The 26,559-nt window shown below is 58.0% G+C and carries 22 protein-coding genes and 1 tRNA gene; 8 read left to right on the top strand and 15 right to left on the bottom strand.

Annotated elements, in window-relative coordinates; genetic code table 11:
* Position 1 precedes the first annotated feature (1 nt).
* Complete coding sequence (locus ACRRQW_RS20255; RefSeq protein ID WP_438483448.1) at positions 2-2,173, top strand: DNA polymerase domain-containing protein; 2,172 nt, start codon at positions 2-4, stop codon at positions 2,171-2,173.
* Complete coding sequence (locus tag ACRRQW_RS20250; protein ID WP_438483447.1) at positions 2,173-3,648, top strand: hypothetical protein; 1,476 nt, start codon at positions 2,173-2,175, stop codon at positions 3,646-3,648. Before ACRRQW_RS20255 ends, ACRRQW_RS20250 begins: the two co-directional genes overlap by 1 nt.
* Positions 3,649-3,692: 44 nt before the next feature.
* On the opposite strand, the gene ACRRQW_RS20245 is transcribed toward ACRRQW_RS20250, so the two are convergent.
* From ACRRQW_RS20245 to ACRRQW_RS20230, 4 genes are all read right to left on the bottom strand, one after another.
* On the bottom strand, positions 3,693-5,930 hold the full coding sequence (locus ACRRQW_RS20245; protein WP_438483446.1) for a molybdopterin cofactor-binding domain-containing protein: 2,238 nt from the start codon (positions 5,928-5,930) through the stop codon (positions 3,693-3,695).
* A complete protein-coding gene (locus tag ACRRQW_RS20240; RefSeq protein WP_438483445.1) occupies positions 5,927-6,406 on the bottom strand; it encodes a (2Fe-2S)-binding protein in 480 nt (159 codons plus the stop codon). The genes ACRRQW_RS20245 and ACRRQW_RS20240 overlap by 4 nt, the downstream gene beginning before the upstream one ends.
* A 123-nt stretch (positions 6,407-6,529) precedes the next feature.
* Positions 6,530-7,063, bottom strand: coding sequence for a DUF5069 domain-containing protein (locus ACRRQW_RS20235; RefSeq protein ID WP_438483444.1), 534 nt, complete (start codon positions 7,061-7,063; stop codon positions 6,530-6,532).
* 59 nt (positions 7,064-7,122) lie between these two features.
* On the bottom strand, positions 7,123-9,366 hold the full coding sequence (locus ACRRQW_RS20230) for a ribonuclease R family protein (RefSeq protein WP_438483443.1): 2,244 nt from the start codon (positions 9,364-9,366) through the stop codon (positions 7,123-7,125).
* Between the two features lie 99 nt (positions 9,367-9,465).
* Here ACRRQW_RS20230 and glgA point away from each other — a divergent pair, with 99 nt between their 5' ends.
* From glgA to ACRRQW_RS20210, 4 genes are all read left to right on the top strand, one after another.
* Positions 9,466-10,908 (top strand): glycogen synthase GlgA, encoded by a 1,443-nt coding sequence (glgA, locus tag ACRRQW_RS20225; protein ID WP_438483442.1) that lies wholly within the window; start codon positions 9,466-9,468, stop codon positions 10,906-10,908.
* A 6-nt stretch (positions 10,909-10,914) separates the two neighbouring features.
* Complete coding sequence (locus tag ACRRQW_RS20220; protein ID WP_438483441.1) at positions 10,915-12,366, top strand: cryptochrome/photolyase family protein; 1,452 nt, start codon at positions 10,915-10,917, stop codon at positions 12,364-12,366.
* Between the two features lie 118 nt (positions 12,367-12,484).
* A complete protein-coding gene (ndk, locus tag ACRRQW_RS20215; RefSeq protein WP_438483440.1) occupies positions 12,485-12,904 on the top strand; it encodes a nucleoside-diphosphate kinase in 420 nt (139 codons plus the stop codon).
* Positions 12,905-12,963: 59 nt separating this feature from the next.
* Positions 12,964-13,038 (top strand) — tRNA-Glu (locus tag ACRRQW_RS20210).
* A gap of 62 nt (positions 13,039-13,100) precedes the next feature.
* Here the strand turns inward: ACRRQW_RS20210 and ACRRQW_RS20205 are convergent.
* The 5 genes from ACRRQW_RS20205 to ACRRQW_RS20185 form a co-directional block, all read right to left on the bottom strand.
* Positions 13,101-14,774 carry an ABC1 kinase family protein gene (locus ACRRQW_RS20205; protein ID WP_438483439.1) on the bottom strand — a complete coding sequence of 558 codons (1,674 nt, stop codon included), beginning with the start codon at positions 14,772-14,774 and terminating at the stop codon, positions 13,101-13,103.
* Positions 14,775-14,881: 107 nt separating this feature from the next.
* Entirely contained in the window at positions 14,882-15,265 is a 384-nt protein-coding gene (locus ACRRQW_RS20200) for a hypothetical protein (RefSeq protein ID WP_438483438.1), read from the bottom strand.
* Between the two features lie 57 nt (positions 15,266-15,322).
* Positions 15,323-15,526: a hypothetical protein gene (locus tag ACRRQW_RS20195; RefSeq protein WP_438483437.1), complete on the bottom strand. Its 204-nt coding sequence runs from the start codon at positions 15,524-15,526 to the stop codon at positions 15,323-15,325.
* Between the two features lie 130 nt (positions 15,527-15,656).
* Positions 15,657-16,211 carry a glycine zipper domain-containing protein gene (locus ACRRQW_RS20190; protein WP_438483436.1) on the bottom strand — a complete coding sequence of 185 codons (555 nt, stop codon included), beginning with the start codon at positions 16,209-16,211 and terminating at the stop codon, positions 15,657-15,659.
* Between the two features lie 242 nt (positions 16,212-16,453).
* Positions 16,454-17,860 (bottom strand): phospholipase D-like domain-containing protein, encoded by a 1,407-nt coding sequence (locus ACRRQW_RS20185; protein WP_438483435.1) that lies wholly within the window; start codon positions 17,858-17,860, stop codon positions 16,454-16,456.
* Between the two features lie 123 nt (positions 17,861-17,983).
* Between ACRRQW_RS20185 and ACRRQW_RS20180 the strand changes: the two genes are divergently transcribed.
* Positions 17,984-18,715 carry a TVP38/TMEM64 family protein gene (locus tag ACRRQW_RS20180; protein ID WP_438483434.1) on the top strand — a complete coding sequence of 244 codons (732 nt, stop codon included), beginning with the start codon at positions 17,984-17,986 and terminating at the stop codon, positions 18,713-18,715.
* A gap of 40 nt (positions 18,716-18,755) precedes the next feature.
* On the opposite strand, the gene ACRRQW_RS20175 is transcribed toward ACRRQW_RS20180, so the two are convergent.
* Positions 18,756-18,995 carry a hypothetical protein gene (locus tag ACRRQW_RS20175; protein ID WP_438483433.1) on the bottom strand — a complete coding sequence of 80 codons (240 nt, stop codon included), beginning with the start codon at positions 18,993-18,995 and terminating at the stop codon, positions 18,756-18,758.
* A gap of 105 nt (positions 18,996-19,100) precedes the next feature.
* On the opposite strand from ACRRQW_RS20175, the gene ACRRQW_RS20170 reads away from it, so the two are divergent.
* Positions 19,101-19,844: a hypothetical protein gene (locus ACRRQW_RS20170; RefSeq protein ID WP_438483432.1), complete on the top strand. Its 744-nt coding sequence runs from the start codon at positions 19,101-19,103 to the stop codon at positions 19,842-19,844.
* On the opposite strand, the gene ACRRQW_RS20165 is transcribed toward ACRRQW_RS20170, so the two are convergent.
* The 5 genes from ACRRQW_RS20165 to ACRRQW_RS20145 all read right to left on the bottom strand — a co-directional run bounded on the left by ACRRQW_RS20165 (position 19,732) and on the right by ACRRQW_RS20145 (position 26,525).
* Positions 19,732-22,146, bottom strand: coding sequence for an endonuclease/exonuclease/phosphatase family protein (locus ACRRQW_RS20165; protein ID WP_438483431.1), 2,415 nt, complete (start codon positions 22,144-22,146; stop codon positions 19,732-19,734). The two genes, ACRRQW_RS20170 and ACRRQW_RS20165, sit on opposite strands and share 113 nt — an antisense overlap.
* A 2-nt stretch (positions 22,147-22,148) precedes the next feature.
* On the bottom strand, positions 22,149-23,423 hold the full coding sequence (locus ACRRQW_RS20160; protein ID WP_438483430.1) for a glycosyltransferase: 1,275 nt from the start codon (positions 23,421-23,423) through the stop codon (positions 22,149-22,151).
* Positions 23,420-25,678: a hypothetical protein gene (locus ACRRQW_RS20155; protein WP_438483429.1), complete on the bottom strand. Its 2,259-nt coding sequence runs from the start codon at positions 25,676-25,678 to the stop codon at positions 23,420-23,422. Before ACRRQW_RS20155 ends, ACRRQW_RS20160 begins: the two co-directional genes overlap by 4 nt.
* 97 nt (positions 25,679-25,775) lie before the next feature.
* Entirely contained in the window at positions 25,776-26,198 is a 423-nt protein-coding gene (locus tag ACRRQW_RS20150; RefSeq protein WP_438483428.1) for a hypothetical protein, read from the bottom strand.
* Between the two features lie 6 nt (positions 26,199-26,204).
* A complete protein-coding gene (locus tag ACRRQW_RS20145) occupies positions 26,205-26,525 on the bottom strand; it encodes a DUF2934 domain-containing protein (RefSeq protein ID WP_438483427.1) in 321 nt (106 codons plus the stop codon).
* Positions 26,526-26,559 lie beyond the last annotated feature (34 nt).

The following is a 26,559-nucleotide window of genomic DNA, read 5'->3' as shown; positions in this document are numbered from 1 at the left end:
CATGGCGGACACCCTTTGCGGCCTCTGGATCGACGATAGCGGCAAAGTGCACACGTGCTACGCCACGCCTGAGGGCGGGCGGCGTGAGCAAACGGAGGAATTCAAGCCCTTCGCCTGGCTCGGCGCAGAAGTCGCGCATCCTGGGGTGACAGTGGAACGTTTGCAGGGCGACGGACTCTTCACTTGGCTCGCGCACGCTGACTCGCTCGCGACGTTTGGCGAGTTCCTCGATAACCTCCCGCAAGGCACGCCGATCGACGTGTTGAAGCCTTACGAAAACCAGTGGCTGGTGCAGCAACGCACGCGGCTTTTTGCGGAGTTGCCATTCACGGAATTACGCCGGTGCCAGCTCGACATTGAAACGGGTGCGGCGGATCCGGGCGCGTTTAGCGATGCGAAGAAAGCCGGTGATCGCGTGCTCGCCATCGGCCTGCAGTGCGGCGGACGCCGCGAATTGCTCGTGCTCGAAGAAGAGAGCGATGCAGGCGAAAAGGCGTTGTTGATTCGCTTCACGGAGATGCTGCGCGAACTCGACCCCGACGTCGTCGAAGGGCACAACATTTTCAAATTCGACCTCGATTACCTGCGCACGCGCTCGAAGCGATATAAGCTCACATGCGCGTGGGGCCGCTTCGGACTGACGGCAGAGTTTCGCAATAGCCGCATGAAAGTGGCGGAGCGTTGGATTGATTTCACGCGGTGCGACATGCCGGGACGCTCGGTGATCGACACGTATCTGCTCGTGCAAGCTTACGATGTCACCGCGCGAGAAATGACGGCCTACGGATTGAAGGATGCGGCGATTTATTTCGGCATCACGCCGGAATCGGGCGAGGGGCGCACGTATATCGACGGCGCGGAAATTCAGAACTTCTTCCGCACGAATCGCGCCGATTTCCTCGCGTATCTCGGCGACGATCTGCGCGAGACGCGCGGCCTGGCCAATGTGCTTTTGCCGACGTATTTCGAGCAGGCGCGAGCGTTTCCGATTTTGCTGCAGGAAGCGGCGCTGCGTGGAAATGCCGGGAAGATCGACCTGTTGTTTCTCGAAGAATATTATCACGGTCGCGCGAGTTGTCCGGGGCCGGTCGAAGTCGCGTCGTTTGAAGGTGGGTTTACGCGGAGTTTCCAAGAAGGTGTTTTCAAACACGTGCTGCATTTCGACGTCGCATCGCTTTACCCGAGCTTGATGTTGAACATCGGACGCAATCCGAAGGGCGACAAACTTGGCGTTTTTATTCCGCTCTTAAAACGGCTGCGGGATTATCGATTGAAATACAAACAGCTCGCGAAGAAAGCTCCGTCGCAAGCCGAGCGTGACGAAGCGCAAGCGCGGCAAACGGCCTTCAAGATTCTGATCAATTCGTTCTACGGCTACCTCGGCTTTTCCGCGGCCCGCTTCGGTGACGGCGAGTTGGCGGCGGAAGTCACGCGCGAGGGTCGTGAACTACTTCAACGCTTGATCGAAGAATTTCAGCGGCACGGCTGCACGATTCTTGAGGCGGACACCGATGGAATTTATCTTTCGACGGAAAAATATTTCAACCAGCCCGAGGCGTTGCTCGCCGAGGTGGAAAAGATCCTGCCGCCCGGGATCGAGCTGGAATTCGATGGCAGCTACGACGCGATGTTTTGCTACAAAGCGAAGAACTACGCGCTGGTTTCGAGCGGCGAGGTCACGTTGCGCGGTTCGGCGCTGCGCTCGCGTGGCATCGAACCGTTTTTGAAGCGCCTCAGCGATCAGCTGATCGGCTATTTGCTCGGCGCGGTGGCAACGTCGCCGGTGGACGAAGTGAGTCGCTTGAAGAAATCCATCGCTGCGCGCGAACACCCGGTGAACGATCTCATGAAATCGGAGACCTTGAGTCAGAATCCAGCCGCGTATGAAACGTGGATTGCTGGCGGAGGTAAACCGCGGCGCGCCGCGGCCGAAGTTGCGTTGAAAATGAGCCCGCGTCCGCGCATGGGCGAACGCGTGAGTTATTACATCGGCCCGAAGGCCAAAGGGCAGACTTCCGACTGGCAGCGCGCGCAGCCGATTGCGGGCTACCATCCCGCGACTGCGCCTTACGATGCTGACTATTATCTCGTAAAAATCGACGACTGGTTGGAACGCTATGGACGTTTTCTTGGGGTTAAGCCAGAAACCGACCAGCAGGAAATGTTTCTTTGATGAGCCGCACCCGACTTTGTTTCTATATCATTTTGCTCACACCGCTGCTGGTTTACTGGCAGACCGTATTCCTTGATTACGGGTTGCGCGACGATTACTCGCACCTGCGTGAGTCGCGCGAGGAGCCGGGCAAAATGGTGAAGTTTACGACGTCGCAAGGGCGTCCGCTTTACGGTGCGTTGCTCGAGACGAGTTTCGGGCATGTCGAGACGGTCTCGAATCTGCGCTGGTTGCGGCTCGGCGGCGTCGTGTTGCTCACGCTGCTCGCGTTTGCGCTATGGCGACAACTGTATCGCTCGGGTTGGTCGGAAGTCGAAGCGATGGCAATTGGCTTGGGCGTCGCGCTGCTGCCGGCGGCGCAAGTGACGGCGGGTTGGGCCATCGGGTGGCCTTATGCACTGTCGTTGCTGCTCGCGGTCGCGGGCTTTTCCGCGATTGAAACTGAACTGGAGCGCGGCGGCTTGAAGCGCGTCGTGGCCTTTCTCGGCGGTTGTTTGATCTACATGCTGGCGGGATTGATTTACCAATCGAATGCCATGTTCGCGGTCGTCGTGATCGGCGCGGTGCTGCTTGTGCGCACGGGGCGCGAGCCGCTGCTGGATTTACGCTGGCTGGTCATTCATCTCAGCGCGCTTTTTATCGGGTTGGTTGCGAGCTATGTGTTGGTAAAATTTCTTTTTGCGAGCGGCATGTTCGAAGCGTCGCCGCGCATGCGTCTGGAGAGTGATCCGGTAGGGAAACTCGTTTGGTTTTTCGCGAATCCGCTGCCGAATGCGACGGCGCTCTATGCGTTGCGCGATATGTTCGGCACCGGCGCGGCGATTTTTTGGAGCGCCACTGGTTTGATGGCGGCGTTCATCGGGATCGCGGGAAAATTCGTGCCGGATGTAGTGACCAAAAGGAAGTGGCTGCTGTGTGTGTGCGTGCTGCCGTTCGTCGCGCATGCGGTGAGTTTCGCGGCCGCAGAGCGAGCAGTGGGCTACCGGGTCTTATTTGCGCTGTCGGCGTTGATGCTGGTATTGGTTGTTTTTACCCTGCGGCTGCTGCGTGAAACGAAGCGCGTGCACCGCAAGGCGACCTACGTGGCGTTTGCAGCGTTGCTTGGCATCGCGGCGATTTCGGCTTGGTCGAATTCATTGGGACTCATCGCCGAGCCGCAGGGCCGTGAGTGGGCGTTGATCAAAAACGGCGTGCAGCGCTATAATTTCAAAACTGCCACCAAGGTTTATATCATCACACCGACGCCGGACGACCGGAGCACGGAGCGGATGTTTGCGGACGAGTTTGGGTCGCTAACGTCGGATTCAGACTGGGCTCCGCGAGAGATGTTTCACAACGCCATCTATGAACGCTACGGCGAACGCTTGCCGAAAGGCGCGAGCTACACCGTGGTGCTGGGGCGCGAGCAACCGGCGGTCGGCGCCTACGATGTCGTGATCGACATGCGGCAGTTACGGGCGGCGCGCTCGCCTTGAGTGGGTGAGGCGGGATCGGCGATCCCGCCCTGCAGGATTTCAACTTACGCCCATTTCAGATCGTTTTTGCTGATCGGAAGACTGCGGGTGCGTTTACCGGTGGCGGCGAAGATGGCGTTGCAGAGCGCGGGCGGCACGACCGGGTAGGCGGGTTCGCCGAGGCCGGTGGGCGGGTTTTTGCTTTGGATAAAATTCACCGAAATCACCGGCGTTTCCGTCACGCGCAGCAGCGGGAAATTGTGATAATTACTCTGCATTGCGCGACCGTTCTCATAGGTCATTTCCTGTAGCCACGCCATGCCCAGGCCGTCGATGACAGAGCCTTGGATCTGGTTTTCAGCGCCGCTGAGATTGATGATCGGACCGACATCGACGGCCGCAGTGACCTGGCGGACTTTCAGCGTGCCGTCTTTGGCCACGCTGACTTCGGCGACGATCGCGACGTAACCTTGATGGCTGAAATGAAACGCGATGCCCATGCCTTCGCCTCTCGGGAGTTTTTTGCCCCAACCGGATTTTTCAGCCGCATGTTTGACGACGCCTTTCATGCGCGCGGTGTCGTAGGGCGCGCCGCGCTGACCTTGACTTGGTTGCACGACGCGATCTTCGCCGAGCAACTCGAGACGGAATTCGACTGGGTCGCGACCGGCGGCGTGGGCGAGTTCGTCGATGAAACTTTGCATCACAAACGAAAGCCCGTTGCTGCCGGGTGCGCGCATCGGGCCGGTTGGAATAATCGTCGGGATGAACGATTGATCGAGACGGTAGTTGGTGGTGAAGCGCGCGGGCAGTTCGTCGGTGCTGAGTGCGGCGCTGGAGGCAGGTCGCTCGGTGGTCTTATAACCGAAGCTGACGAAGTGATTGTGCCACGCGGCGAGTTTGCCGTCGGCATCGACCGCGCCTTTTAGAAAGTGAAAAGCGGCCGGGCGATAGAAACAGTGCTGCATGTCGTCCTCGCGGGTCCACGTGAGTTTGACGGGCGCGCCGTTCGTGCGCTGGGCGATAGCCGCAGCTTCGACGAGGTAATCATTGGCGAGACGCCGGCCAAAGCCGCCGCCACCGCGCACGAGGTTAAGCTTCAGTTTTTCTTTCGGGATGTTAAGCGTGCGCGACACCAATTCCTGGCCGGAGCCGGGCGTTTGCGTAGTCGTCCAAAATTCGATGCCGTCTTCGCGGACTTGCGCGGTGCAGCCTTGCGGCTCAAGCGTGGCGTGATTGAGGAACGGGTAAAAATAAGCGCCTTCGACGACTTTGGCTGTGGGCGAAGCGAAGGCTGCGGCGACATCGCCGTCGGTGCGCACGGTAGTTCCGCCGGCTTTGGCAAGTTCCTCGGCTTTCTTCGCGTAAACTTCAGTGGTGTGGCCGGCACCGGCGCTTTCGTCCCACGTGATGCTGAGTTGTCGTTTTGCGGAAAACGCCGCCCACGTGGAGTCGGCGATAATCGCGACGCCCGGGAGCAGGCCGTTGATGTTGTCGGTGCCTTCGATGACGAACGCGTCGCGGACGCCGGGAAGTTTTTTCACTTCGTCGAGATTGGCGCTGAGCACTTTTCCGCCGAAGACCGGGCATTTCGTGTAAGCCGCGTAAACCATTCCGGGTAATCGCTGGTCGATGCCGAAGAGTGCTTTGCCGGTGACGATGGAGGGATTATCGACGCCGCCGACGCGGGCGCCGAGCACGGTAAATTCCTCTTCGTTTTTTAGTTTAATCGTCCGCTCATCGGGAATCGGGAGCTGCGCGGCCTTCGTGGCGAGTTGACCATAGGTGAGCGAGCGACCGGAAGCAGCGTGATGCACGACGCCTTTTTCCGTGGTGAGTTCGTTGGCGCGCACGCCCCAGGTTTGTGCGGCGGCTTCAATGAGCATGGCACGCGCGGTGGCGCCGGCGCGACGCAGCAGCATGTAGTTATCCGGCGTCGAGCGACTGCCGCCGGCAAACTGCGTGCCCATATCCGTGCGCAACGCGGCTTGTTCGATCACGACCTTGGAGAAATCCACATCCAATTCCTCGGCCACGATCATCGGCAGCGAAGTCTTTACGCCCTGACCGGTTTCGGGATTTTTTGCGAGAATCGTGATGATGTTTTCCGGCGTGATTTTGATGAACGGGCCGGGCGTGAATACCTTGGCGGTGTCGTCGAGCGCTTGGGATAGCTGGCCAAATGCGTTGACGGGAAGGGCGAAGCTTAGCGCAAAACCGCCGCCCGCCAGCGTGGACACGCGGAGGAATTCGCGGCGCGAGACCGTTGAGCGAGGTGAGGAAGAAGCGGATGCGGAGCTCATTTGGCGCCTCCGGTTTGCTGCATCGCAAGGGAAGCGTCTTTCACGGCGTTGCGGATGCGGACATACGTGCCGCAGCGGCAAAGATTTCCCGCGAGTGCGTCGTCGATTTCTTTTTCAGCGGGTTTGGGATTTGTTTTGAGAAACGCAGCAGCGGTCATGATTTGGCCGGCCTGACAATAGCCGCACTGCGGGACGTCGTGGTCGCACCACGCTTTTTGCAGCGGGTGTGAACCGTCCGCTGAAAGCCCCTCGATCGTGGTGATGGCCATTTCAGTCGCAGCCGAAACCGGGAGTTGGCAGGAGCGCACCGCGGTGCCGTCGACGTGAATCGTGCAGGCGCCACACAAGCCCATGCCGCAGCCGTATTTTGTCCCGAGTAATTCCAGATTATCGCGCAGCACCCATAACAACGGCGTATCAGCGGCGACATCAACCGGGCGGCTTTGCCCGTTAATTTTTAGGGTGTAAGCAGGCATAGGTAATTCTCAGAGTGAAAATTACCTGCAACCGGTCAACGCCGCTTTCAGTCCGCGCACTAGAAAATAAAAAAGGGGGGCGTTTGCCCCGCTCGGATGAAGCGATTGAAGCCCGCTCTCTTTTTATTTCTTGGCCGTGGCGCTGCGTGCGACGACCCAGTCGATGATGGCGTCATCGTTGTTTTCGTTGCGCCAAACGAGACTGAGAAACTCGGCCGGATTAATGTCGTGTTGCTTGAAGAAATTACGGTCACCGCCGCACGAATACATGAGCGAATCCGGAAGCTCTCCGCGCAGCTTGGCTTTCGTCTTCGGAATGATGCGCGGAAGCCATTCGATGCCTTTCACCGTATCCGTTTTTCCGGGCATCTTGGTGGCGTCGATGACGGTGGTGGACGCTTTGCCTTTTTGCGCGTTGAGGAAGTAGTCGCGGCGGATCGTTTCAATCTGGAGCGCGCGATCGTAACCGGGCTCGCCGTAGTTGTTATGATCTTCGGCGTAGTCGTAAAGGTTTTGGGCCGAGAGGCCATTGGCCGCGAGAAATGCCTGCTCGTCGGCGTCGAAATATGTCCCGGCTCCGGTTTTGCCGGAAGCGAAGAGCTTGACGGCTTTGTCGTAAAGAGCGCGGAATTTATCGGCGAATGCGTAGTGTTTCATGATGGGTGTGAGTCACGAAACCAACGATGCGGGGAAAGGCAAACGACGGCGCCCCAAACTCATTTGCCCTCTGGCACGGTGAAATCGATGAGGCGTTTCTGGCGGTCGACCTTGTCAACGACGACCTGAATTTTGGCCCCGAGCGTGAAGGTGCGCTTGGTTTTCCGTCCGATGAATGCCGAGCCAGCGGCGTCGAGCATGTAGAAATCGTCCTTGAGCGACGACACCGGCACCATGCCGAAAGCGCCCGCCTCCGCGATCTCGACGAAGAATCCGTGGCTGCGGACGTCCGTGATGATGGCGTTGAACACCTGCTTTTTCTTTTTCTCCGATTCGCGTTCGAAATATTCCATCAACTTCACTTTCACCGAGTCGCGTTCGGCTTCCGTGGAATTGATTTCCGTGAGGCTGATGTGTTCCGCGAGCTGGTCGATCTGAGCGATGCGATAACCCGGCGTCGGCTTACCCTGGATTTTGCCGAGTGCGGTGTCGAAGACGCGATGCACGATGAGGTCGGAGTAACGCCGAATCGGCGACGTAAAGTGCGTGTAGTCGGCTTTGTTGAGACCGAAATGGCCATCGGGTGAGGCGCGGTAACAGGCTTTGCGCATCGAGCGGAGCAACTGCGTGCGCAAGAGGTAACCTTGCGGGTGCTCTTTTAACAATGAGAGCAGGCGCACGATTTCGTCACGGTTGGTGAGGTCGCTGACTTTGATGCCGAACGTCACGAGGTATTGGCGGAGATCGTCGAGCTTGGCTTCGTCGGGTTCGTCGTGAACGCGGTAAAGTGAAGGCAAGTGATTCGAGCGCGTGAGGCGGGCGACGGCTTCGTTGGCGAGGAGCATGAACTCTTCGATGAGTTGATGGCTTTCGTCGTTATGAATGAGTTCGATGCGGTCGGCATAGCCCTCGGCGTCGACAAAGATTTTCGTCTCCGGCATGTCGAGATCGAGGCTGCCTTCCTGCATGCGTTCGCGACGGATTTTGCTGCCGAGGGTCCAAAGTTGCCGCACCCATTTTTGCAGGTCGTGCAGTTCGTCGTCGGAAAGACTGCTGAGCGCTCGGCCGGTCGAGCCGGTTTGATGCGCGGCAGGCAAGGGGAGTTTGCGGATCTTGTTGAGGTCGTCCTCGAACATGAGCGCGAAGGCTTGCTTGTAGGTGAGGCGCTTGACGCTGCGAATGACGGTGTTCGCGAACTGCGTGTCTTTCAGGCGGCCTTTCGCGTCGAAGGTGAAAATCGCAGCTTTGGTGAGACGGTCTTGCGCTTCGACGAGCGAGCAGAGGCCGTTGGATAATTTTTCCGGCAACATCGGAATCACCGTGCCGACGAGGTAGGTGGAATTGCCCCGGCGTTGGGCTTCGCGGTCGAGCGCGGTGCCGGGTTTCACGTAGAAGCTGACGTCCGCGATATGCACGCCGACGCGGATGTCTCCATTCGGGAGATATTCAATGGAGAGAGCGTCGTCGAAATCCTTGGCGTCGTCGGGATCGATCGTGAACGTGGAGATGTTGCGATAATCGAGTCGCTTGGCCGAGTCAGCGGGATTTACGGTGTTGGGAATCGCCGCGGCTTCGCGCACGACTTCATCGGGGAAAATCGGCGTGAGGCTGTATTTGTGATAAATCGCGGCGAGTTCGGCGCGCGGTTCGAAGGCACGGCCAAGTTTTTCAATGATCTCGCCGTCCGGGATGTGATTGCGGTCTTTCCACTCGCTAAGTTTGACGACGACCTTGTCGCCGACTTGCGCGGGCGGACGCAGCGCGGCTTTCGCGGGATCCTGCACAAGGATATCGCGGCCCATGCGCGGATCGTCAGATTCCACATAGAAATAGCTGCGCCCGCGACGAAGTGTGCCGGTGAGCGTGGCATTGCCACGTTCGAGCACGCGGATGACGGTGCCGGCTTCTTCACCCGGTTTTAGAAAATGCGGATAATCACGCGATTTTGGCGAACGCAGACGCACGACGACCTTGTCGCCTTGCATCGCGACGTGGGTGTCTTCGGCAGCGATGAAAATGCCGGCCTTGCGCGACTCGGTAGCTTTCGTTTCCGGGAAGACCATCGCCGAACCTTTTTGGCGGAAGTTGATTTTGCCGGTGATGAGGCCGACTTCGTCGGGCGCGCTGAGGCGGTCGCCTTTAATGATGGTGATTTTGCCCGCTTGGACCAGTTCCTCGACTTCGCGCTGAAATTTGCGGCGGTCTTTCGGTTTAAGTTTCCACTGGTGCGCGATGGCATCAGCGGCGGCAGGGACGTAATTGCGGCGCTTAAGGTGAGCGAGAAGACGATCAGAGTAATTCATGAATTTTGATAACAAACCGGGAGCCAGAGTGGCTTGAACGTAACAAACGTTCCGGGATTTTCTAGTGGCAGGGTGCTGGGCAGCGTGTAGGGTTGCAACATGCGAATTGTCCACGCCACGAGCGAATTGTTCCCTTACCTCAAGACGGGTGGCTTGGCTGACATGGTGGCGGCTTTGACGGGAGCGCTCGCGGACAACGGCCATGAACTCGCGATCTTCATGCCGGGCTATCGGTCGGTGCTCGATGGCCCGCATGTCGCGGGCGCAAAACCGAGTCACAAATTGAAGGTCGAAATGGGCGACGCGTTTCTCGCGGGCGATGTTTACACGATCGAGCTGCGCAAAAATGTTTCGCTGTATCTGGTGTGTCGTGAGGAATTTTTCGACCGCAAGCTGCCGTATTGGACGGGAGAGCGCGATTACGACGACAACGATGCGCGATTTATCTTTTTCCAAAAAGCTGTCGTCGAACTGCTGCGGCTGACCGACTTCAAGGCCGACATCGTGCACTGCCACGATTGGCAAACGGGATTGCTGCCACTTTTCCTGCGCGAGGCGGAGCGGCGTTATTCAGTGACGCTCGCGCTCAAGACCGTCTTCACAATTCACAACATCGCGTATCAGGGGATTTTCCCGCGAAAATCGTTCAAGCTGACGAATCTTCCCGACGATCTGATGACCATTGATGCGTTGGAATACTTTGACCAGATGTGCATGCTCAAGGGCGGCATCGTTTTCGCGGACAAGGTCACGACCGTGAGCTCGCAGTATGCGAAGGAAATCCAGACGCCGGAATTCGGTAACGGCATGGACGGCGTCATCGGCACACGGCTCGACGATTTGCATGGATTCATCAACGGCATCGACACGGCAGTGTGGAATCCCGCGAAAGATAAAACCATTCCCGCGCGTTACAGCGTCGATAACATGCAAGGCAAGGAGGCGTGCCGCACGGCGCTGCTCAAGGAATTTGGCTGGAATCCAAAATTCAAGGGCCCGATTTTTGGCAAAGTCTGCCGCTTCACCGCTGCGAAAGGTTTGGATCTCGTGCTCGGGGCGAAGGATTTTTTCCTGAAAGAAAACTGCCGGCTGGTCGTGCTCGGTAGTGGCGAGAAAAAATACGAGGAAACGTTTCGCGAACTTGCGAAGGAGCACTCGGGGAAAATTGCCGTATGCGTGCGTCATGACGAGGCGATGAGCCATTTGGTGGAAGCCGGCTCGGATTTCTTTTTGATGCCGTCGCTGTTCGAGCCGTGTGGCCTCAACCAGATGTATAGCCAGGCTTACGGCACCATACCGCTCGTAAGCCGCGTCGGTGGCCTTGCAGACACCGTGACCGATATTGACGCGGATGTTGGCGCCGGCACGGGGCTCGTATTCGCCCCGAAGCAGGAAGAATTCGAGGCCGCGCTGAAACGTGCGCTCGCACTTCACGCGGATCGTCCGCGTTACGCCGCCGCGCAACGCCGCGCGATGCAGAAGGATTTTTCGTGGACGAAAGCCGTGGCGGCCTACGAGAAACTTTACACGGACGCGCTCTGATTGCTCATGGGCGCGACGATTGTCTGGTTCCGGCAGGATCTGCGGTTGCACGACAATCCTGCGCTGACGGCCGCGTTGAAAAGCGGAGGCGCAGTGATCCCGGTCTACATTTTCGATGAACAAGGCGAGGGCGACTGGCGGATCGGCGGCGCGTCGAAGTGGTGGTTGCATCATTCGCTAAGCCGGCTCGATGAATCGCTGCGGGAGCGGGGATCGCGGCTGATTCTGGCGAAAGGACGCAGCGCGGACGTGCTGGCTGCGGTGATTAAAAACAACGGAGTAACGAGCGTCTTTTGGAACCGTCGCTATGAACCGGCGGTGATCGAGCGCGACAAACAGTTGAAAACGTCGCTGCTCGCATCCGGCATCGAAACGAAAAGTTTCGACGCCGCACTGCTCTTCGAACCGCATACCGTCAAAAATAAATCGGGCGGGCCGTTTCAAGTATTCACGCCGTATTGGCGGCATTGCCTCGCGTTGCCAGTTGAAGAGCCAGTTAAACTTCCGACGGGCGAATTCTCCGCACCAGCGAAATGGCCGGCGTCGATCGAACTTTCGCAGTTGAGTTTGTTGCCGAAAATAAAATGGGACACGGGCATTGCCGCTGCGTGGGAACCGGGCGAAGCGGCGGGCATGAAACGCTTGAAGAAATTCGTGGCGGACGGGTTGGAGGATTATGACGACGCGCGTAATTTTCCGAACAAAGACGGCACGTCGTCGATGTCGCCGTATTTGCATTTTGGGGAAATCGGCCCACGGCAGATTTGGGCGGCAGTGCGGGCACTTTCAAAAAGCAGCGGGGTGTTTCCGGCACATCTCGGCGGACAGGTTTACTTGAAGGAGATCGGTTGGCGCGAATTCGCGCATCACTTGTTGTATCATTTTCCGCAGACGCCGGCGGAGCCATTGCGGGAGGATTTCAAAAAATTTCCGTGGCTGAAAAATGCGAAACAACTTCGCGCGTGGCAGCGCGGGCTGACCGGTTACCCGATTGTCGACGCCGGCATGCGGCAATTGTGGACGACAGGCTGGATGCACAATCGCGTGCGCATGATCGTCGCGTCATTTCTCGTGAAACACCTGCGCATGTCGTGGCAGGATGGCGCGGCGTGGTTTTGGGACACGCTGGTCGATGCCGACCTCGCGAACAACACGCTCGGCTGGCAATGGTCGGCGGGGTGTGGGGCGGACGCGGCGCCGTATTTTCGGATTTTCAACCCGACGTTGCAGGGCGCGAAGTTCGACCTCGAAGGTGATTACGTCCGCGCGTGGGTGCCGGAATTGAAAGACTTACCGAGCAAGTTTATCCATGAGCCATGGAACGCACCGGCCGAAACGCTTGCGCGAGCTGGGGTGCTTTTGGGCAAAACGTATCCGACTCCGGTGGTCGAGCACGGTCAGGCGCGCGACGCGGCGCTCGCGGCGTTGAAAACGATTCGTCGGGCCGGCCCCGTCTGAATCGAGTTTCGTGGGCTCTGCGGTCATTTGCTTGCATAAACCGCTGTGGGGAAGTGGCTAAAGATTTCTAAATCTAGACTTTTCACGGAAGTCCCGCGGTGTATGTTCGTCCGTTCATATGCAAAGAACATTCGTGATTTTTAAGCCTGACTGTATGGCGCAACGCCATGTGGGTAGCGTGCTCAGTCGCTTCGAAGGCGCTGGTTTCACCATCGTTGGTGCGAAGATGACCCGCCTGACGCCTGCGCTCCTCCGCGAGCATTATGCACACGTGGCCAGCAAACCGTTTTATCCTGAGATCGAGCAATTCATGAGCTCGCGTCCGGTGATCGTGCTGGCGCTTGAAGGTGACAACATCGTCGCCCAAGTGCGCGATTTGCTCGGGCCGACCGATTCTCGCAAGGCCGCCAAAGGCACCATCCGTGGTGATTTCGGCACCGAGATGATGAAGAACGTCGTGCATGCTTCCGACAGCGACGAGAACGCGAAGATTGAACTCGCGCGCTTCTTCAAGCCCGAGGAACTCTACACCGTCTAACGGGATTCTGTGCACTTGACGCACCGCGTCGCGTGCACATCTCTAACGACAAGTTTTTCGCCCTCATCGTCTAGCGGCTAGGACAGTTGATTCTCATTCAATAAACCGGGGTTCGATTCCCCGTGAGGGCACCAATTAACGCTGAATTCCGAAACGGGATTCAGCGTTTTTTTTGTCTAGTTGTTCAGAGTTGAGATTAGCGTCGGTATTTTTTCCGCGTGCGGTAATCGTGGAGGAAGATACTGATGACCAACCAGAATCCGCCGATCGCGGCGGCGACGAAGCAGAGCATGGCAAATCCGGGGTAGCCGAAAATTTGGAAACGCGTTTGGACGCGCATCAACAGAGAAGCGCCGACGAGCAGCCCTGCGAGCACGATGCCGCACGTGATGCGGTTCGCGATCTTCTCCATACCTTCCATCATCACGGTGGAGTCGACGGCTTTGACTTTGATTTCCAACTCAGAGTTGGAAACGGCGTCCATGATTCGGTTTAGCCGCGACGGCAGCATCGACACGAAATCTTTCATATCGAGCATCGAGCTGAACACGTTGCCGCGACTAAAATCCTTGCGCATGCGCTGCGCCATTAAATCGGAAACATTGCGGCGAATCGCGGCGTTCGGATCGAATTCGGGGTCGAGTGCGCGGCCGATTTCGTCGAGTTGAAGCAGCGTTTTGCCTAGCAGGGTGAGCTCGCTTGGAACGAGTAGGCCGCTCTCTCGTGAGTGTTTACCCATGTCGAGCAGCGCGCGGCCAACATTGAGTTCTTGGAGCCCCTGATCGCGTCGGCGAGCGACGAGACGGCTAATGTTTTGGCGAAACGCCGATGAGTTGAATTCAGGAGTTTTCGTGCTCATACGCACCACGATGTCGGCGGCGTCCTCGCCATTGCCGTCGCTGAGTGCGAGGAGGAGTTTCAAAAGATTCTCCTGCATACCAGGCGTGGAGTGTCCGACCATGCCGAGATCGAGCAACGCGAGGCGATGATCATTAGTGATGAACACATTTCCTGGATGCGGGTCGGCGTGGAAAATCCCGTCGACCAGCACTTGTTGCAGGTAGGCTTTGAACAGCTCCTCGACCAGCGACTTGTTCTGCAATTCCATGCGATCCAGCGGCCCGATGGCCGTGATCTTGCGGCCTTCGATGCGCTCCATGGTGAGCACACTCTTCGTGAAATAATCCGGGATTGGCTGCGGAATCTGGATGAGCGGAAATTTCGCGAGGTTGCGCCCGACCGTGATTAAGTTTTGTGCTTCGAGTTCGTAATTGAGTTCCTGACGCAGCGTGATTCGAAACTCCTCCACGACATCTTTGAAACGATAACGGTGCCCCATTTGCGTATGGTCGTCGAGCAAGGTGGCGATTTGATCGAGAATCTCGAAGTCCTCGGCGATCTGTTTGCGAATGTCTGGACGCTGCACTTTTACGACGACGAGCCGACCATCCCGCAATACGGCTTCGTGCACCTGACCGAGTGACGCGGCGGCGATGGGCACGGGGTCAAATGACGAAAATGCTTTCGAGAGGCGCACGCCGAGTTCGTTGACGACGATCTGTTCTACCTCGGCAAACGAGAATGGCTTTACCTTATCCTGTAATCGCGAGAGGCCTTCTTGATAAGCGGGCGGCAAGAGGTCGGGACGCCCGGCGAGGACTTGGCCCAGCTTAATATAAGTCGGGCCCATCGCCTCGAGATCATCCGCGAGTTGGTCGGGAGTGATATCACCTTTGGCCTCAGCAATGAGCTCAGCTTCGTCACCATCGGCGGCGGCATTGGCGCGACGAACGATGTCGGAGCGGCTGTATTTCCACAGCAGCTTGATGATTTCTTTGTAACGTTTCAGGTGGGTGCCAGACAATTTCATGGGTGGGTGCAGGAGTTGAAAAATAAGCATCGCCCGAGCGGTGGGCTCTGCGCGCGCGTTCAGTTTCGAGGAACGTGCGCGGGGTGATTTTCAGGAAGATGACTGCGTCAGTCGGTTCGTTTGCGACGCGAAGCAGCAAGCATTTGATCGTGTTGGGCTTCTTCAACGCCTTCGGTGACCAAGCGCTCGACTGATTTCTGTTCATCCTGCGCTTCCACGGCGGGCACTTCATGACCGTAATCTGAAATCGGTTCACTTGGATCGCGACTGGCCCCACGGGAAGTGATCTCGTCGGTGCTCGTGGAATCGGGAAGATTGGTTCCGCGCAGTTCTTCGCGCGCTTGGCGAAGCTCGTCTTTACCGATGTGTTTACGGCCATCGATAATTGCATTTTCCTGTGCGCGCCGGGCGACATCTGCGGGCGAGGAGATGCCCGCACCGTCGCCATGGCGGAGAATTTTTCCAGAGGAAGGAGGAGGTGTTTGTTTCATTTTAAATTTTAGTTGAAGGTTGGTGAATCGAGTGCGGGAACTTCGAGGAAGGGTGGTTTATGCCGGTGGAGTGTGTTTCTTGGCGGATGCGATTTCAGCCGGAGTCGCCGTGACGGAGCGATCGGGTGTCGGTTCTTCGGCGGCGGGCTTTGTGTGTCCGACCGGAGCGGGCTCGGATTTTTTCCGGCCGGGGATAATTAGCGCAGCAATGACGAGCAACAGCACCAAGCCTGCACCGATCAGAAACATCGAGTTGTTCATGAGGGTAGTTTAGTTCGCGCGATGTCTTTTGGATATCCGGCATGAGCCCAGCGTCGCGCTCGGGAAAATCCTCATGGCAAAAAAAAACCGGCCACGTGGACCGGAATGAAAAAGCGGGGTGATGAAAAATTTATCCGCGCCAGTAGCCGCGCACGTAGACGTGGCTGTGACCCCGCCGCACCCAATGCGGCGCGACGTAGTGCCGGTAGCTCGGTGGCGGCACTTCCCAGTGGCCGGGCACCCATACGTAGCCCCGAACGCGCGGGGAGTAGTCCCAGTAACCTTCGACCCACACGGCGTCCGGACGCGACCGCGCGACGATGACTTCTTCGCGGACCATGGGTGGTGGCGGGGGAGGCGGCGTGGTGATGACGACTTGGGTGGCTGCTTCCGGCTCGTTGGCATAGACCACCGGCGGTTGGCGGTCGTAAGTGGAGCCGCGTTCGCGATCGGCGGCATTGCCAAGCGTGCCGCCCGCGAGTCCACCGGCAGCCGCGCCAATGAGCGCGCCTGACGCGGCATTGCCGCTGCCGCTGTTGTTACCGATGATGGCACCGGCAAGCGCGCCCAATGCGGCGCCGCCGACAGCCCCCCGTTGCGTGTTCGGCCCGTAAGACGAGCATCCGCTAAAAAAGCCCACCACCAGCGTGGCCGGAATGAGAATGGCTTTGGTGAATTGTTTCATAACACCAGAGACGTTTCCGCAGGGAGAGCGGTTCCTGCGGTTACCAGAAATGCGCAGATTTTCTCGGGAACAAAATGCTGTCGCGGCGACAGATTCTGGGCGCATGCATAGTTAGGCCTAACCAAGTCACGTTAACCACAGACTAAACGCAAATGGACACAGATGACTGCATGAATAGGCCGGAAGCAGATCTGGGCTCATCCGTGTTTATCTGTGAGCAATTCGGTTTGGCCGTAAGAGTTTTAAAATTGTGACCGAAAGAGGCCGCAGAAGTGATCGGCGAGTTTGATATACCAGGCGCGGGTGGCAAATTCGTCGAGTGTGAGCGGGCGCGAGTGCTTCACGTCGCTGTCGAAGAGTTGCAGATTATCGCGCACGACGGCGCGGTCGAGGATGTTGACGTTGACCTCGTCGTTGATGCGAAAAGAGCGATTGTCGAAATTAGTGGAGCCAATCGTCATGAAAACGTCGTCCACGATCATGGTTTTGCAGTGATACATCGCCGGTTCGTAGAGGTGGAATTTAACGCCCTTGGCCAGCAACTTGCCCCAACGCGAACGCGACGCGGCGCGCCCGAATTTGGAATCGTTGATCGCAGGCACGACGACATCGATTTCCACACCGCGATCACGCGCGGCGATCAGCATGTTAATTGCGAGATCGTCAGGCACAAAATAGGCGTGGGCGATCTTGATCGATTTACGTGCCGAAGCGATGGCGAGCAGGTAGGAGATTCGCGCGTTTTCCGGGTCTTCGTCCGGGCCGCTTTTGTAGCAGAGCGCGACAGTGCCAGCTGGCTCAGCAGAATGGGGGATTGATTGAAAATAATCCGGCCCCACCAACAGTCGCCCGGTGGTTTGAATCCAGTTGGTGGCGAACACCGCTTGCATCTGGCGCACCACAGGGCCTTCGAGTTTTAATTGGGTCTCGCGCCAATGTTCAGGAGAGGTCGCGTTGCCGAGCCAAGCATCACCGATGCACATGCCGCCGGTAAAACCGACTTTGCCGTCGACGATGAGCAGCTTGCGATGCGTGTGGTGATTGATGTTATATTTTACCTCCCACCAGTGTTCGCGACCGTAGGCGACGTATTCGACGCCGGCATCGAGCAGTCGGCGTTGATCAGCGTCTTTGAATTTCAGCACGCCCATTCCGTCCACCATGACGTGGACTTTCACACCGGCGCGGGCGCGCTCCGTAAGTGCGGCGATGAACTGATCGCTGATAATTCCAGATTCCCAAATATAACTTTCGAGCGTGATGGTTTTCTTGGCTTCACGAATCGCTTGCAACATCGGTGGAAAAAATCCGTCGCCGTTCGCCAGCGTTTCAATGCGATTGCCCCACGTGAATTCTGAACTCAGCAGCGGGCCAAGCGTGTCGCGGAAAATTGCAGTCTCCGGGCCGTAGTCCACTTCTACTGGCTCTGATAGCATGCGCGCGGAGGTTGCCCAGAAAAGCAGCCCCAAGCCGACGGCCAGTGCGCCGAGGCTGATCCACCACTTACTAATGCCCTCATCTTTACCGGATGATTTCTCGCGCGTCGCGGCGCTCTTGCGACGGCTGCGGCGAGCTCTGAACTCATGCCACCAATTCGCCGGCGCCGTGACGATACGTTTAAAAAAGCTCGGCGCAGGATTGGTTTTCATCGGTGGGGTAAAGTGGTGAGTGCGCGCGTGTGACCGTGACATCCATGATTCAGTTCCGATGTATCGACATCTTACGTAACCCTTCGGTGAAATGCGTGTCCGGTGTCATGACTAATCGCACGCATGACCGAAAACCATTCAGCCTCTTCACAAATTTCCGCCGCGCACTTGAGGAATTTTTTAAAGGGTCGTTCCGCGGATGGAAAACCATGGAAGCCTGCTTCCATCGCAAAATGGTTGATCGCTGGCACCGTGCTGGCGGTGGCGGCGGTTTTTATTTTACTCAAAACGGATTGGCGCGCGATTCCCGGGTATCTGGCGGGCATCAATGCTTTCCTGCTCATCGCATTGATGGCGGTTCTGCCGATGGGTGGATTCTCGATTGGCATTATCTATCTCGTGGCGGGCGTGCGTTTCGGACCGATCTGGGGCGGGGTGGTGGTCACGGGAATCACGGCAGTGCATTTATTGCTCAGCCACTGGATTGCGCGCGGACTGCTGCGCGGGCCGCTTGAGCGCTTCATGAAGAAGCGTCGTTACCAACTTCCGGAAATTCCGAAAGGCGAAGAAATTGGTTTTTCGCTCTTGGGAGCACTCATTCCCGGGCTGCCTTATTTCGCGCGTAACTACCTCATCTCGCTCTCAGGATTGCCGCTGCGGATTTATTTTTGGGTGTGTCTGCCGGTCTATGTTATCCGATCCTACCTCGTGATTTTTCTCGGGGATTCCACGACCGATCCTGATCTTACGCGAATTCTCGTCCTCGGGGGATTCTACGTTTTAAAGCTCTCCATTTGCGCCTACGTCATCTGGCGTTTGCGGAAACGTTATCAGCTAAAAAAAGCGCACCGCTGAGGCAGTGCGCTCGAAGTTGGGAGAGAATTTAGGCGAAGCGTTACTTTGCTTTGGCGACTTTGCGCGCACGCGCTTTGGTCTGCGCCTTGACGAGTTTGACCTTGGCTTTCGTTTTCACGGATTTCGCTGCACTCTTAGTCGTGCGGGCAACGGCTTTCGTTTTGGACTTCGTGGCGATGCTCGCTTGTTTTACGAGCGCCTCGGCTTTTGCAACGAGGGTGCTAAGGCGGGCGACAATTTTCTCACGATCTTTGGCCGGAGCCGGTTTTTTGTTTTTCATTAAAATTGAGGATTCATTTGCGCGGCGACTCTAGCAGTTCGGTCGTGATCTTCCTATCAGGCACGCTGCGACGTTGTTCACCCGATAATTCCCGATGAGCATTTCGTGAATCGACTTCGAACTGCCGAGCGAAACACGTGTCGCAGCGTCATGTTATTTCGCATCGGCTCATTCGAGGTCACGTGGAAAAGATTATTGATTGCCCTCGTCGTGATCGCCGTGTGTGTCACGCCTGCTGTTCTCGGCACGGGCATCGACATCGATAAGCTGCACCAAAAGGCCGCAGCGCTAAACGGCTTCGCCGTGTTCGCCGCGCTGGCGCTCCTCCCGCTGGCCGGCTTTCCGGCGACGGTGCTGCATATCGTAACCGGCGCGCGATTTGGTTGGGGCGTGGGTGCGTTGCTGATTGGGGCGTCGATTCTGTTTCAGTTGCTGGCGAGTTATGCCCTGGTGCGTATTGCGCCGGGATTTTTCAAACGGAAACTGCAACCGGTGCGCGAAAAAATCCCGCGGGGCGCGCACACGAGTGTCACATTGTTCACGATGTTGCTGCCCGGCGTGCCTTACTTCGTGCAGAACTACACGCTTGCGATGATCGGGGTGCCGTTCTGGACGTATATTTTAATCTGTCTGCCACTGCACTGGGCGCGCTCGCTCGTAAGCCTCACATTTGGCCACATGGTAAGCGACCTTACCCCCATGCGCATCCTCGGCTTCGTGCTCTACAACCTGACGATTATCCTGTCTTGCGCGCTGGCGTTTCGGCGGCTGCGGTCTCGGTTAAAAGGTCCACGACCAGCGGCAAGTGATCGGAAGCCACGCGCGTCAACGCGTTCCGCGGGACGGTAATTTTTTGTGGCACGAGAGCCGGTGACACGAAGATGTGATCGATCCGCGTGAAGGGTCGCAGTGACGTAAACGTGCTGAGCGGACTGTAGCCGGGCATGCTTTTTTGGATGTCGCGCAGTTTGGACGCGGCCAGACGGTAAGGCTTGCTGCCAGGAGTGCAGTTGAAGTCGCCGCACACGATGATCTCTTCTTCGGGCGGAACCGCGCCGACCCATTCTTCGCCCATGAGTGCCTGCATTTGCAGCTGTCGTTCTTGAAGTCCAAGCCCGAGATGAGTGGTGAAAATGTTAACGCGGCGCGCTCCGATGATAACCCGCGCCCACAGCGCAGAGCGCGGTTCCGGCCACCAACTGCCCGGGGCCGACGGAAGGAAAGCGCGTTTCACGACTTCGATTGGCCAGCGACTCAGCAAGGCGTGGCCATAGTGCTCGCCGTCACGCGTCACGGTCGGGCAGAACACATACTGCATTTCCAACTCGCTCGCGATAAGCGCGGCTTGGTCTTCGGCGCGGGAGCGACGTTTGCCGAGATCCAGTTCTTGTAGGGCCACGATGTCTGGTTCGCTGTTGGCAATGACGCGGGCGATTCGTTTCGGTGAAACGCGCCCGTCCACGCCGCTGCAGCTATGCGTGTTGTAGGTCATCACGCGCAGGGCCACCACGTCGCCCGACACCGGCACAATCTTTTCCATCTCGAGTTTTCCTCGACCGAGCAAATTAAGCGCGGCGGCGCGTAACGCAGCGGGACGGATGAAATGTTCAGTGCCTTTCGGCAGACGCGTGTGACGAGGTAACAGCACGAAGCCGCGCGTTTCCTCCGGACCGGGCCCGCCATGCGCGCCGTGTTCGGGCGCGAAACTCCATGGCGCTTTATCGGGACTCCAGCCCATGAGAATGATGTCACCGGAATGCGGATTCTCGGCGAAAGCGACAAGATCCTGAGCGAGTTCGTTACGCACGGGTTCAGAGTGCGTTTTCGCGAGAAACGCCGGCACTTCTTCGGGAACCGCAATCGCCCCGCCGGCGTGGAGCCATTGGAGTTTTCCGGCTTCAGAACGGAGCATCACACCCGGCACGTCTTTCGCAATCAAGCGGAGCGCGAGCGCGTGGAGTTTGGCCGGTTCCGGTTTGTGCGTGAAATAAACATGCCCGACCGGGCCCATCGACGCGATGGTGAACGTCGCTTCTTCTTGCGGCGTGAGCTGGGCTTGCGCGGAGCGTCGACGGCGCGAACGCATCCAGGGCGCGGCGGGACGGCGCTGCGAACGCGGCCGCCACGCGTGATCGAGCTTCTGCGCATCTTCGAGGCACTCGTGGACGATGCGCTCAACGCCGCCCGGAAATTTCAACGCGAACGATTCGGTGCGTTCCTGGCCGTGATCCGAAAAGACCCACACGGCGTAATCCCGCCGCGACGCCCCTTGCGCGGTGTAGTAAAGATTTTTGATATAACGATCGATCCCGCGCAGTGACCAATGGGCGAAACGCGACCCTGGGCCACGGCGGTGGGACTGTTCATCGTAACCGAGAAAATTCATGTGGATCACCGGCAGTCCGCGCGTGAGGTCGATCGACACACCGACTTTGACGACCTCGCGCAGCCCGATCGCCACGACTGCACGCGAGAGTGCCATGTGCACTTCGTGGATGAAGCGCTCGCCACGTTTGAGACCGACGATGACATCGCAGAAAGCGAGCACGAGTTCGACCAGCATCAAGACGATGATCTTGATCACCGACACGAAATTCATGATGAGAAACGCGAAAAACTTCAGCACCGCGCCGCTGCGCCACATGTCGCGCCAGCCAAGACTCGCGCCGCAGAAATGACTTTCCTCCTGCTTGGCACCGCCGGTGTAGATGTTCGACCAGCAACTCCCGTCTTTCATCAAGCCTTCGGCCTGTGCCGCGTAGCTGGCCTCAAAATCCTTGGCCCACTCGGGGTAGGCCATGAGCCCGTGCTCTTTTTTGACTCGGTCGAAAAAACTAAATGCCGGCACCGCCGCGCGCAGACCGTAATACAGCTCCGCTTGCACTGCAGGCGTAGTGGAAGGCATGCCCGGATAAAAATCGTGCATGCGATAGTTTTCGCGGTTCAGCAGTTTCTTGAGAAACGGCATGCGACCAGACGCGATGGCGCGCTCCACTTGCGTGCGCGCGAGGCCGTCGATCTGGATCAAGAGTAAGCCGGGAGCCTCGGAGGTGCCGGTTGACGGCGTGAGACCGAGATTGCGGATGGCCCATTCGCTGCGACTGGAACGGGCCCGGGTTTGACGAAACCATGCTTCGATTTTGGCGAACATGGTCAGGACGCGATCGCGGTGGTGAGGGTGCGCGCGTTACGAGCGAGGATTTCCCACTCGATGCTGATTCGATTCATGACCGTGCCGAGCGGAGTAAGATGATCGACGAGGCGTTGGCGGCGCGTGTCCTGCCGGATTTTTTCGTAGAAGGCCAAGGCGAGTTCCGCGCAGTGCTCGCGCGAAAAATTGAGCGACGTCTTGCTCGCGGCCTTGGAAAATTTTTTGAGGAGCGTGCGATTGCCGTGCAATTTGATGATGTGCGCCGCAAACGTGCGTGAGGGCGTGCGCTCAGGCAACAAGTAGCCGTTGACGCCGTGTTGAACCACTTCACGCACACCAGACGCGTTGAGCGCAACCACGGGCAGACCTGCGGCCATCGCTTCGGCGATTACCATGCCTTGGGTTTCGCTGAACGAGCTGAAGGCAAAAATATCCATCGCGCGATAGGCATCATGTAGGGAGCGTCCGGTGTGTTTTCCGGCCATCGTGAGTTGCGGTTCGATGCCGTGCTTTTGAAAGACGCCGCGTAATTTCTCTTCGTCAGGCCCGCCGCCCACGACGAGGAAACGGCTGTTGGGAATCTTTTTAAGAGCAAGCGCGACGCTCTCTGCGAGGTAAGCGAGATTCTTCTCCGGCGCCAAACGACCGATATGGCCGACCACAAAAGCGTTGGCTGGGATTTTGAATTTCTTGCGGAAACGTGCGCCGTTGCCTTTCGCGAATGATTTCACATCGATGCCCGTGGGCACGACGGCGATGGGCGCTTTCACGCCGCGACGACGGATGAGGCGCGCAAGGCTTTCGCTCGGAGCGATGACCCCGTCGCAAAGATTCGCGAATTCGGTGGAGAGATTGACGGCGGCTTTCTTTAACGCGGGCGAATCGTAGGGGACGTAATGGACGTAATCCTCATAACGCGTGTGATGCGTGAAAATCACCGGCACGTTTTTTCCCGCGGCCACGCGCAGCGCCGTGTCGCCGAGCAGGAAAGGGTGGTGGGCGTGGATGATATCGGCTTCGAAAAGATCGATCCGATCAGAAAGAGCCGTGGCGAGCGGCAGACGGACGGAGAAATCGCTGCCGTTGAAATTTTGGATGGCAGCGACGCGTTCGACGATGGCCTCCTGTTTTTTCGGCACGGCGGCGCCATCGAAATTCGGCGCGATTACGAGCACTTTGTTTCCGAGCTTTTTATACTCTTCGGCAAAAGTGCTAACTGAGCGTGCCACCCCGCCGACGTGCGGCAGGTAGGTGTTGGTCATCATGCAAATCTTCATAGAGGGGAAAGGGCGAATTCCGTGCGGCGATCGCCGGCGGAAATTTCAATCGGCGCGTAGCCGGGAATGTAGAGCGAACGGGCAGGTGCGCCGTTGCGCCATTGGCCGATGATATGCGCGACGGGCTGGGCGCCAGTGATGAAACGAACGCTCACCGCGCCGTGCGGCGTGAGCGTCGGGCCGAAGGAAAGTTCGCCGGATTTCAGCCACTCCGTTTTGAGACCGGAGCCGATGATGAGCGCTTCGCCTTCTTCGCGAACAAACAGGTTTCGCACCATCATGAGCCAGTCGGACGCGGCCCAGATATGCTGACCGTCGCCCATGCAGCCACCGCCGGTGCGGGGATGCACGGCTTCGGGCCATTGACCGGTCGGCGAGGCGAGTGCGATGACGCGTTCAACGAGCGTCCACATCGCGTCGGGCTGATTTGCGCGCAGTCGGATTTGGGCGAGATGAAGCGTGAGATAGATGTTCACGCCGGAGTGAATCATGTCCTGATAAAACGCGCCGCCGTGCGAGCTGTGGTCACGCAGGAAATCGACGGTTTTGATGATACTTTCATCGCCCGCCGGGAACAGATGCAGCGGATAATCCGCGACAATCGAGCCAATCGCACCGGAATCCATGCGTCGATAAGGTGACGCTGGAATCGAACCCGGGAAACGGCGATGAGGGCCGCTCGGGACCGAGCGCATAATGGTCGCGAGAAACTCCTCCGCTTCGGCCGCGCAGGCTTCGGCATGCTTCGCGTGTTTGCGATGATCGCGCAACAAGTCGTGAGCTGCCCGCAAACCCGAGACCGCCCAGAAATCGTCCCAATAATAGAAATCGTTCGGCCCGAGATGCTCCGCACTAAAACCGGCGGGCAGGAGGCCAGCTTCGCGTTTGCCAGTGTTTTTGGGTAAACGCTTGCGAGTGATCCAGCGGGCGCCGCGCGCGACGGCTTCAAGCCACTCTTCCGGGAGTTTCTCGCCGGTGAGTTTTGCGAAGCGGTGGAAGAACCACAGGGCCTCGCCGTTGCTGTCCCATTCGCCTTCTTGGGAGAGAAAGTAGCCGTCGCGTCGTTGGCGGGGAGTGAATTCGTGCATCACCCGGCGCGTGCGTTCGACGCCACCGAGCGTGACGAGTGCGTTCAAAATATAGACGGCGTCGCGAAACCAAAAGCGTTTGTAGGTGTAGGGGCCCGGATAAACTTCCTTTGGCGAATGCAGCACGAGATTTGCGAGCGCTTGGTCGTAGAGACGTTGGATGCGCTCGTCGGGCACCTGCAATTTCGCGAGAGGCGCCATCGATTCCTTCCAGGAGACGGCTTTGAAATGTGCCGGCTTTTTTCCCGGAGCAAGTTCATCGAAAATCGGCGAGCGAATTTCGAGACCGTGCTCGCGCAGCGATTCAACGGGGAATAATGCGACTGCGGTCGCCATGCCCGCAGGACAAGAAATCTCCGTGGCGTCCCTCTGCTCGGCGAGGCGCAGCGAGACATCACCCTCGGCATAGTTGGAGAGCAATTGGCGTTCGGGTGGACGACTGAAGTCGACCGATTGCACCTTGTTGACGAGCCAGCCGCGGCCGCCCGGAGGAAATTTGACGCTCTCAACGAGACTGACGCCTTCAGGATTGAAGGGCCGCAACGCCACCGCGAGGTAACCGGTGGCGCACGCGTTCACGGTTACATTAATACAGCATTGCGGTTCACCTTTGGCGAGGCACATGCGGACATCGGAGGTGAGTTCCATGCCGTCGCGCTCGGCGCTGGAGCGCACGTGGAGATTTTCATCGAACAGCAGTTCCTGTTTGAAATTCTCCAACTTCGACGGGAGCAAGCGTTCGCCCGCTTCCGGGAGCAGCCAGAAGTCCAGCGACCAACCGTCGAACAACGGCGTGACGAGACCGCGCGGATCGACGATCGGGTAAAACGGCACGTCCGGCAAACCGACTGCAGTCCAGTTGCGATGCGTGAGATTGATATGGCTGAAAGAGAATGCGCGCGGGATGAACGAGGCGCTATTGGGATTGAACTGCTGCTCGACCCAAAATGGCCACACCCAGTCGAGATTATGCTGAATCGCTTTTGTATTAAGAAGACCGCGGGCGTGAAATAACAGGCCCGCGCGCAGCAACTCAATCGGTTCGCCGACTTCGGAGGCTTGCGCGAATTGACGCAGACGCCCGAGCAAACGAACTGGGTCGAGAAAACCATAAGCGCGTGCGACTCGAGTGACGAGATAACGGGTGGGTTTTGAGTTCAGCAGCATGGGAGTTGTGTCCGCGGATTGAGGAGAAAGTGCCGCGTGGCGCGCGTTTCACGCACGAACTCCGCGTAACCTTCCGAGTGAGAATAGCGCGACTCGCTCAACGACTGGCGGAAAAGGCGGGCGGTAAAATCAACAGCACGTAGCGGCACACATCGGCACAGGTGCGGCCATTTTCCACGCAATGATCCCAGTTGCTGAAATCGTGATAACGCGCGCACAATTTCGCGCAACGATCGCACAACTCGGCGCATTCACTGAGTTGCAGGCGAAGAAACGTAAGCTCTATTTCTGCAAATTCCAAAAGCATGTTTCCCGCGCGTTCGCAGCGCGCCTGGCAGTCGTTGAGCATTTCGATGCAAGCCATCAAGCCGTAGGATCCCACCGTTTCATCTCCCGCCGTCTCGCAGGAGTCGCGGCACTGCTTGAGCGCGTCGAGCGCGCTGATGAGCGCGGAAGTCGGCAGCAGCGGAGCGCTGACTTGGTGAGGAGATGTTTCGTGTTTGAGGGCGAGGGCGTGCATGGGAAATCAGGCCGTGAGATTGCGGGCGGCGGGCTTCGTCGCGGCCCCGAGGGCGGGAGCGGAGACCGCGCCAGTTGCTTGTTGATTGATGCGGGCATCGGAGCCCAACAGTTGGCGTTCGGCTTCCAGCCAGATTTCAGCGGAGCGACCGTCGGGTTCGCCGTATTTTTGCCAGAGATAATAAGCGCGCTCGGAAATTGTTTCGCGCAACGAAACTTCGCGGAGATCGGGTGACACCGGGGCGTCAGGCGTCGGCAAATTATTGGATGATTGCTTCGGGAGCGTTGTTTCCGGCAAAGGGGTTTTCGATTTCGAAGTCGGTTTCATCGGCGCGAGACTATAGCGCGAACTCCAGAAAAGA

Origin of the sequence: Oleiharenicola lentus (assembly GCF_051660365.1) — a bacterium.
GTDB classification, from domain to species: Bacteria; Verrucomicrobiota; Verrucomicrobiia; order Opitutales; family Opitutaceae; genus Lacunisphaera; species Lacunisphaera lenta_A.
This window is presented reverse-complemented; position numbering and strand designations above follow the sequence as displayed.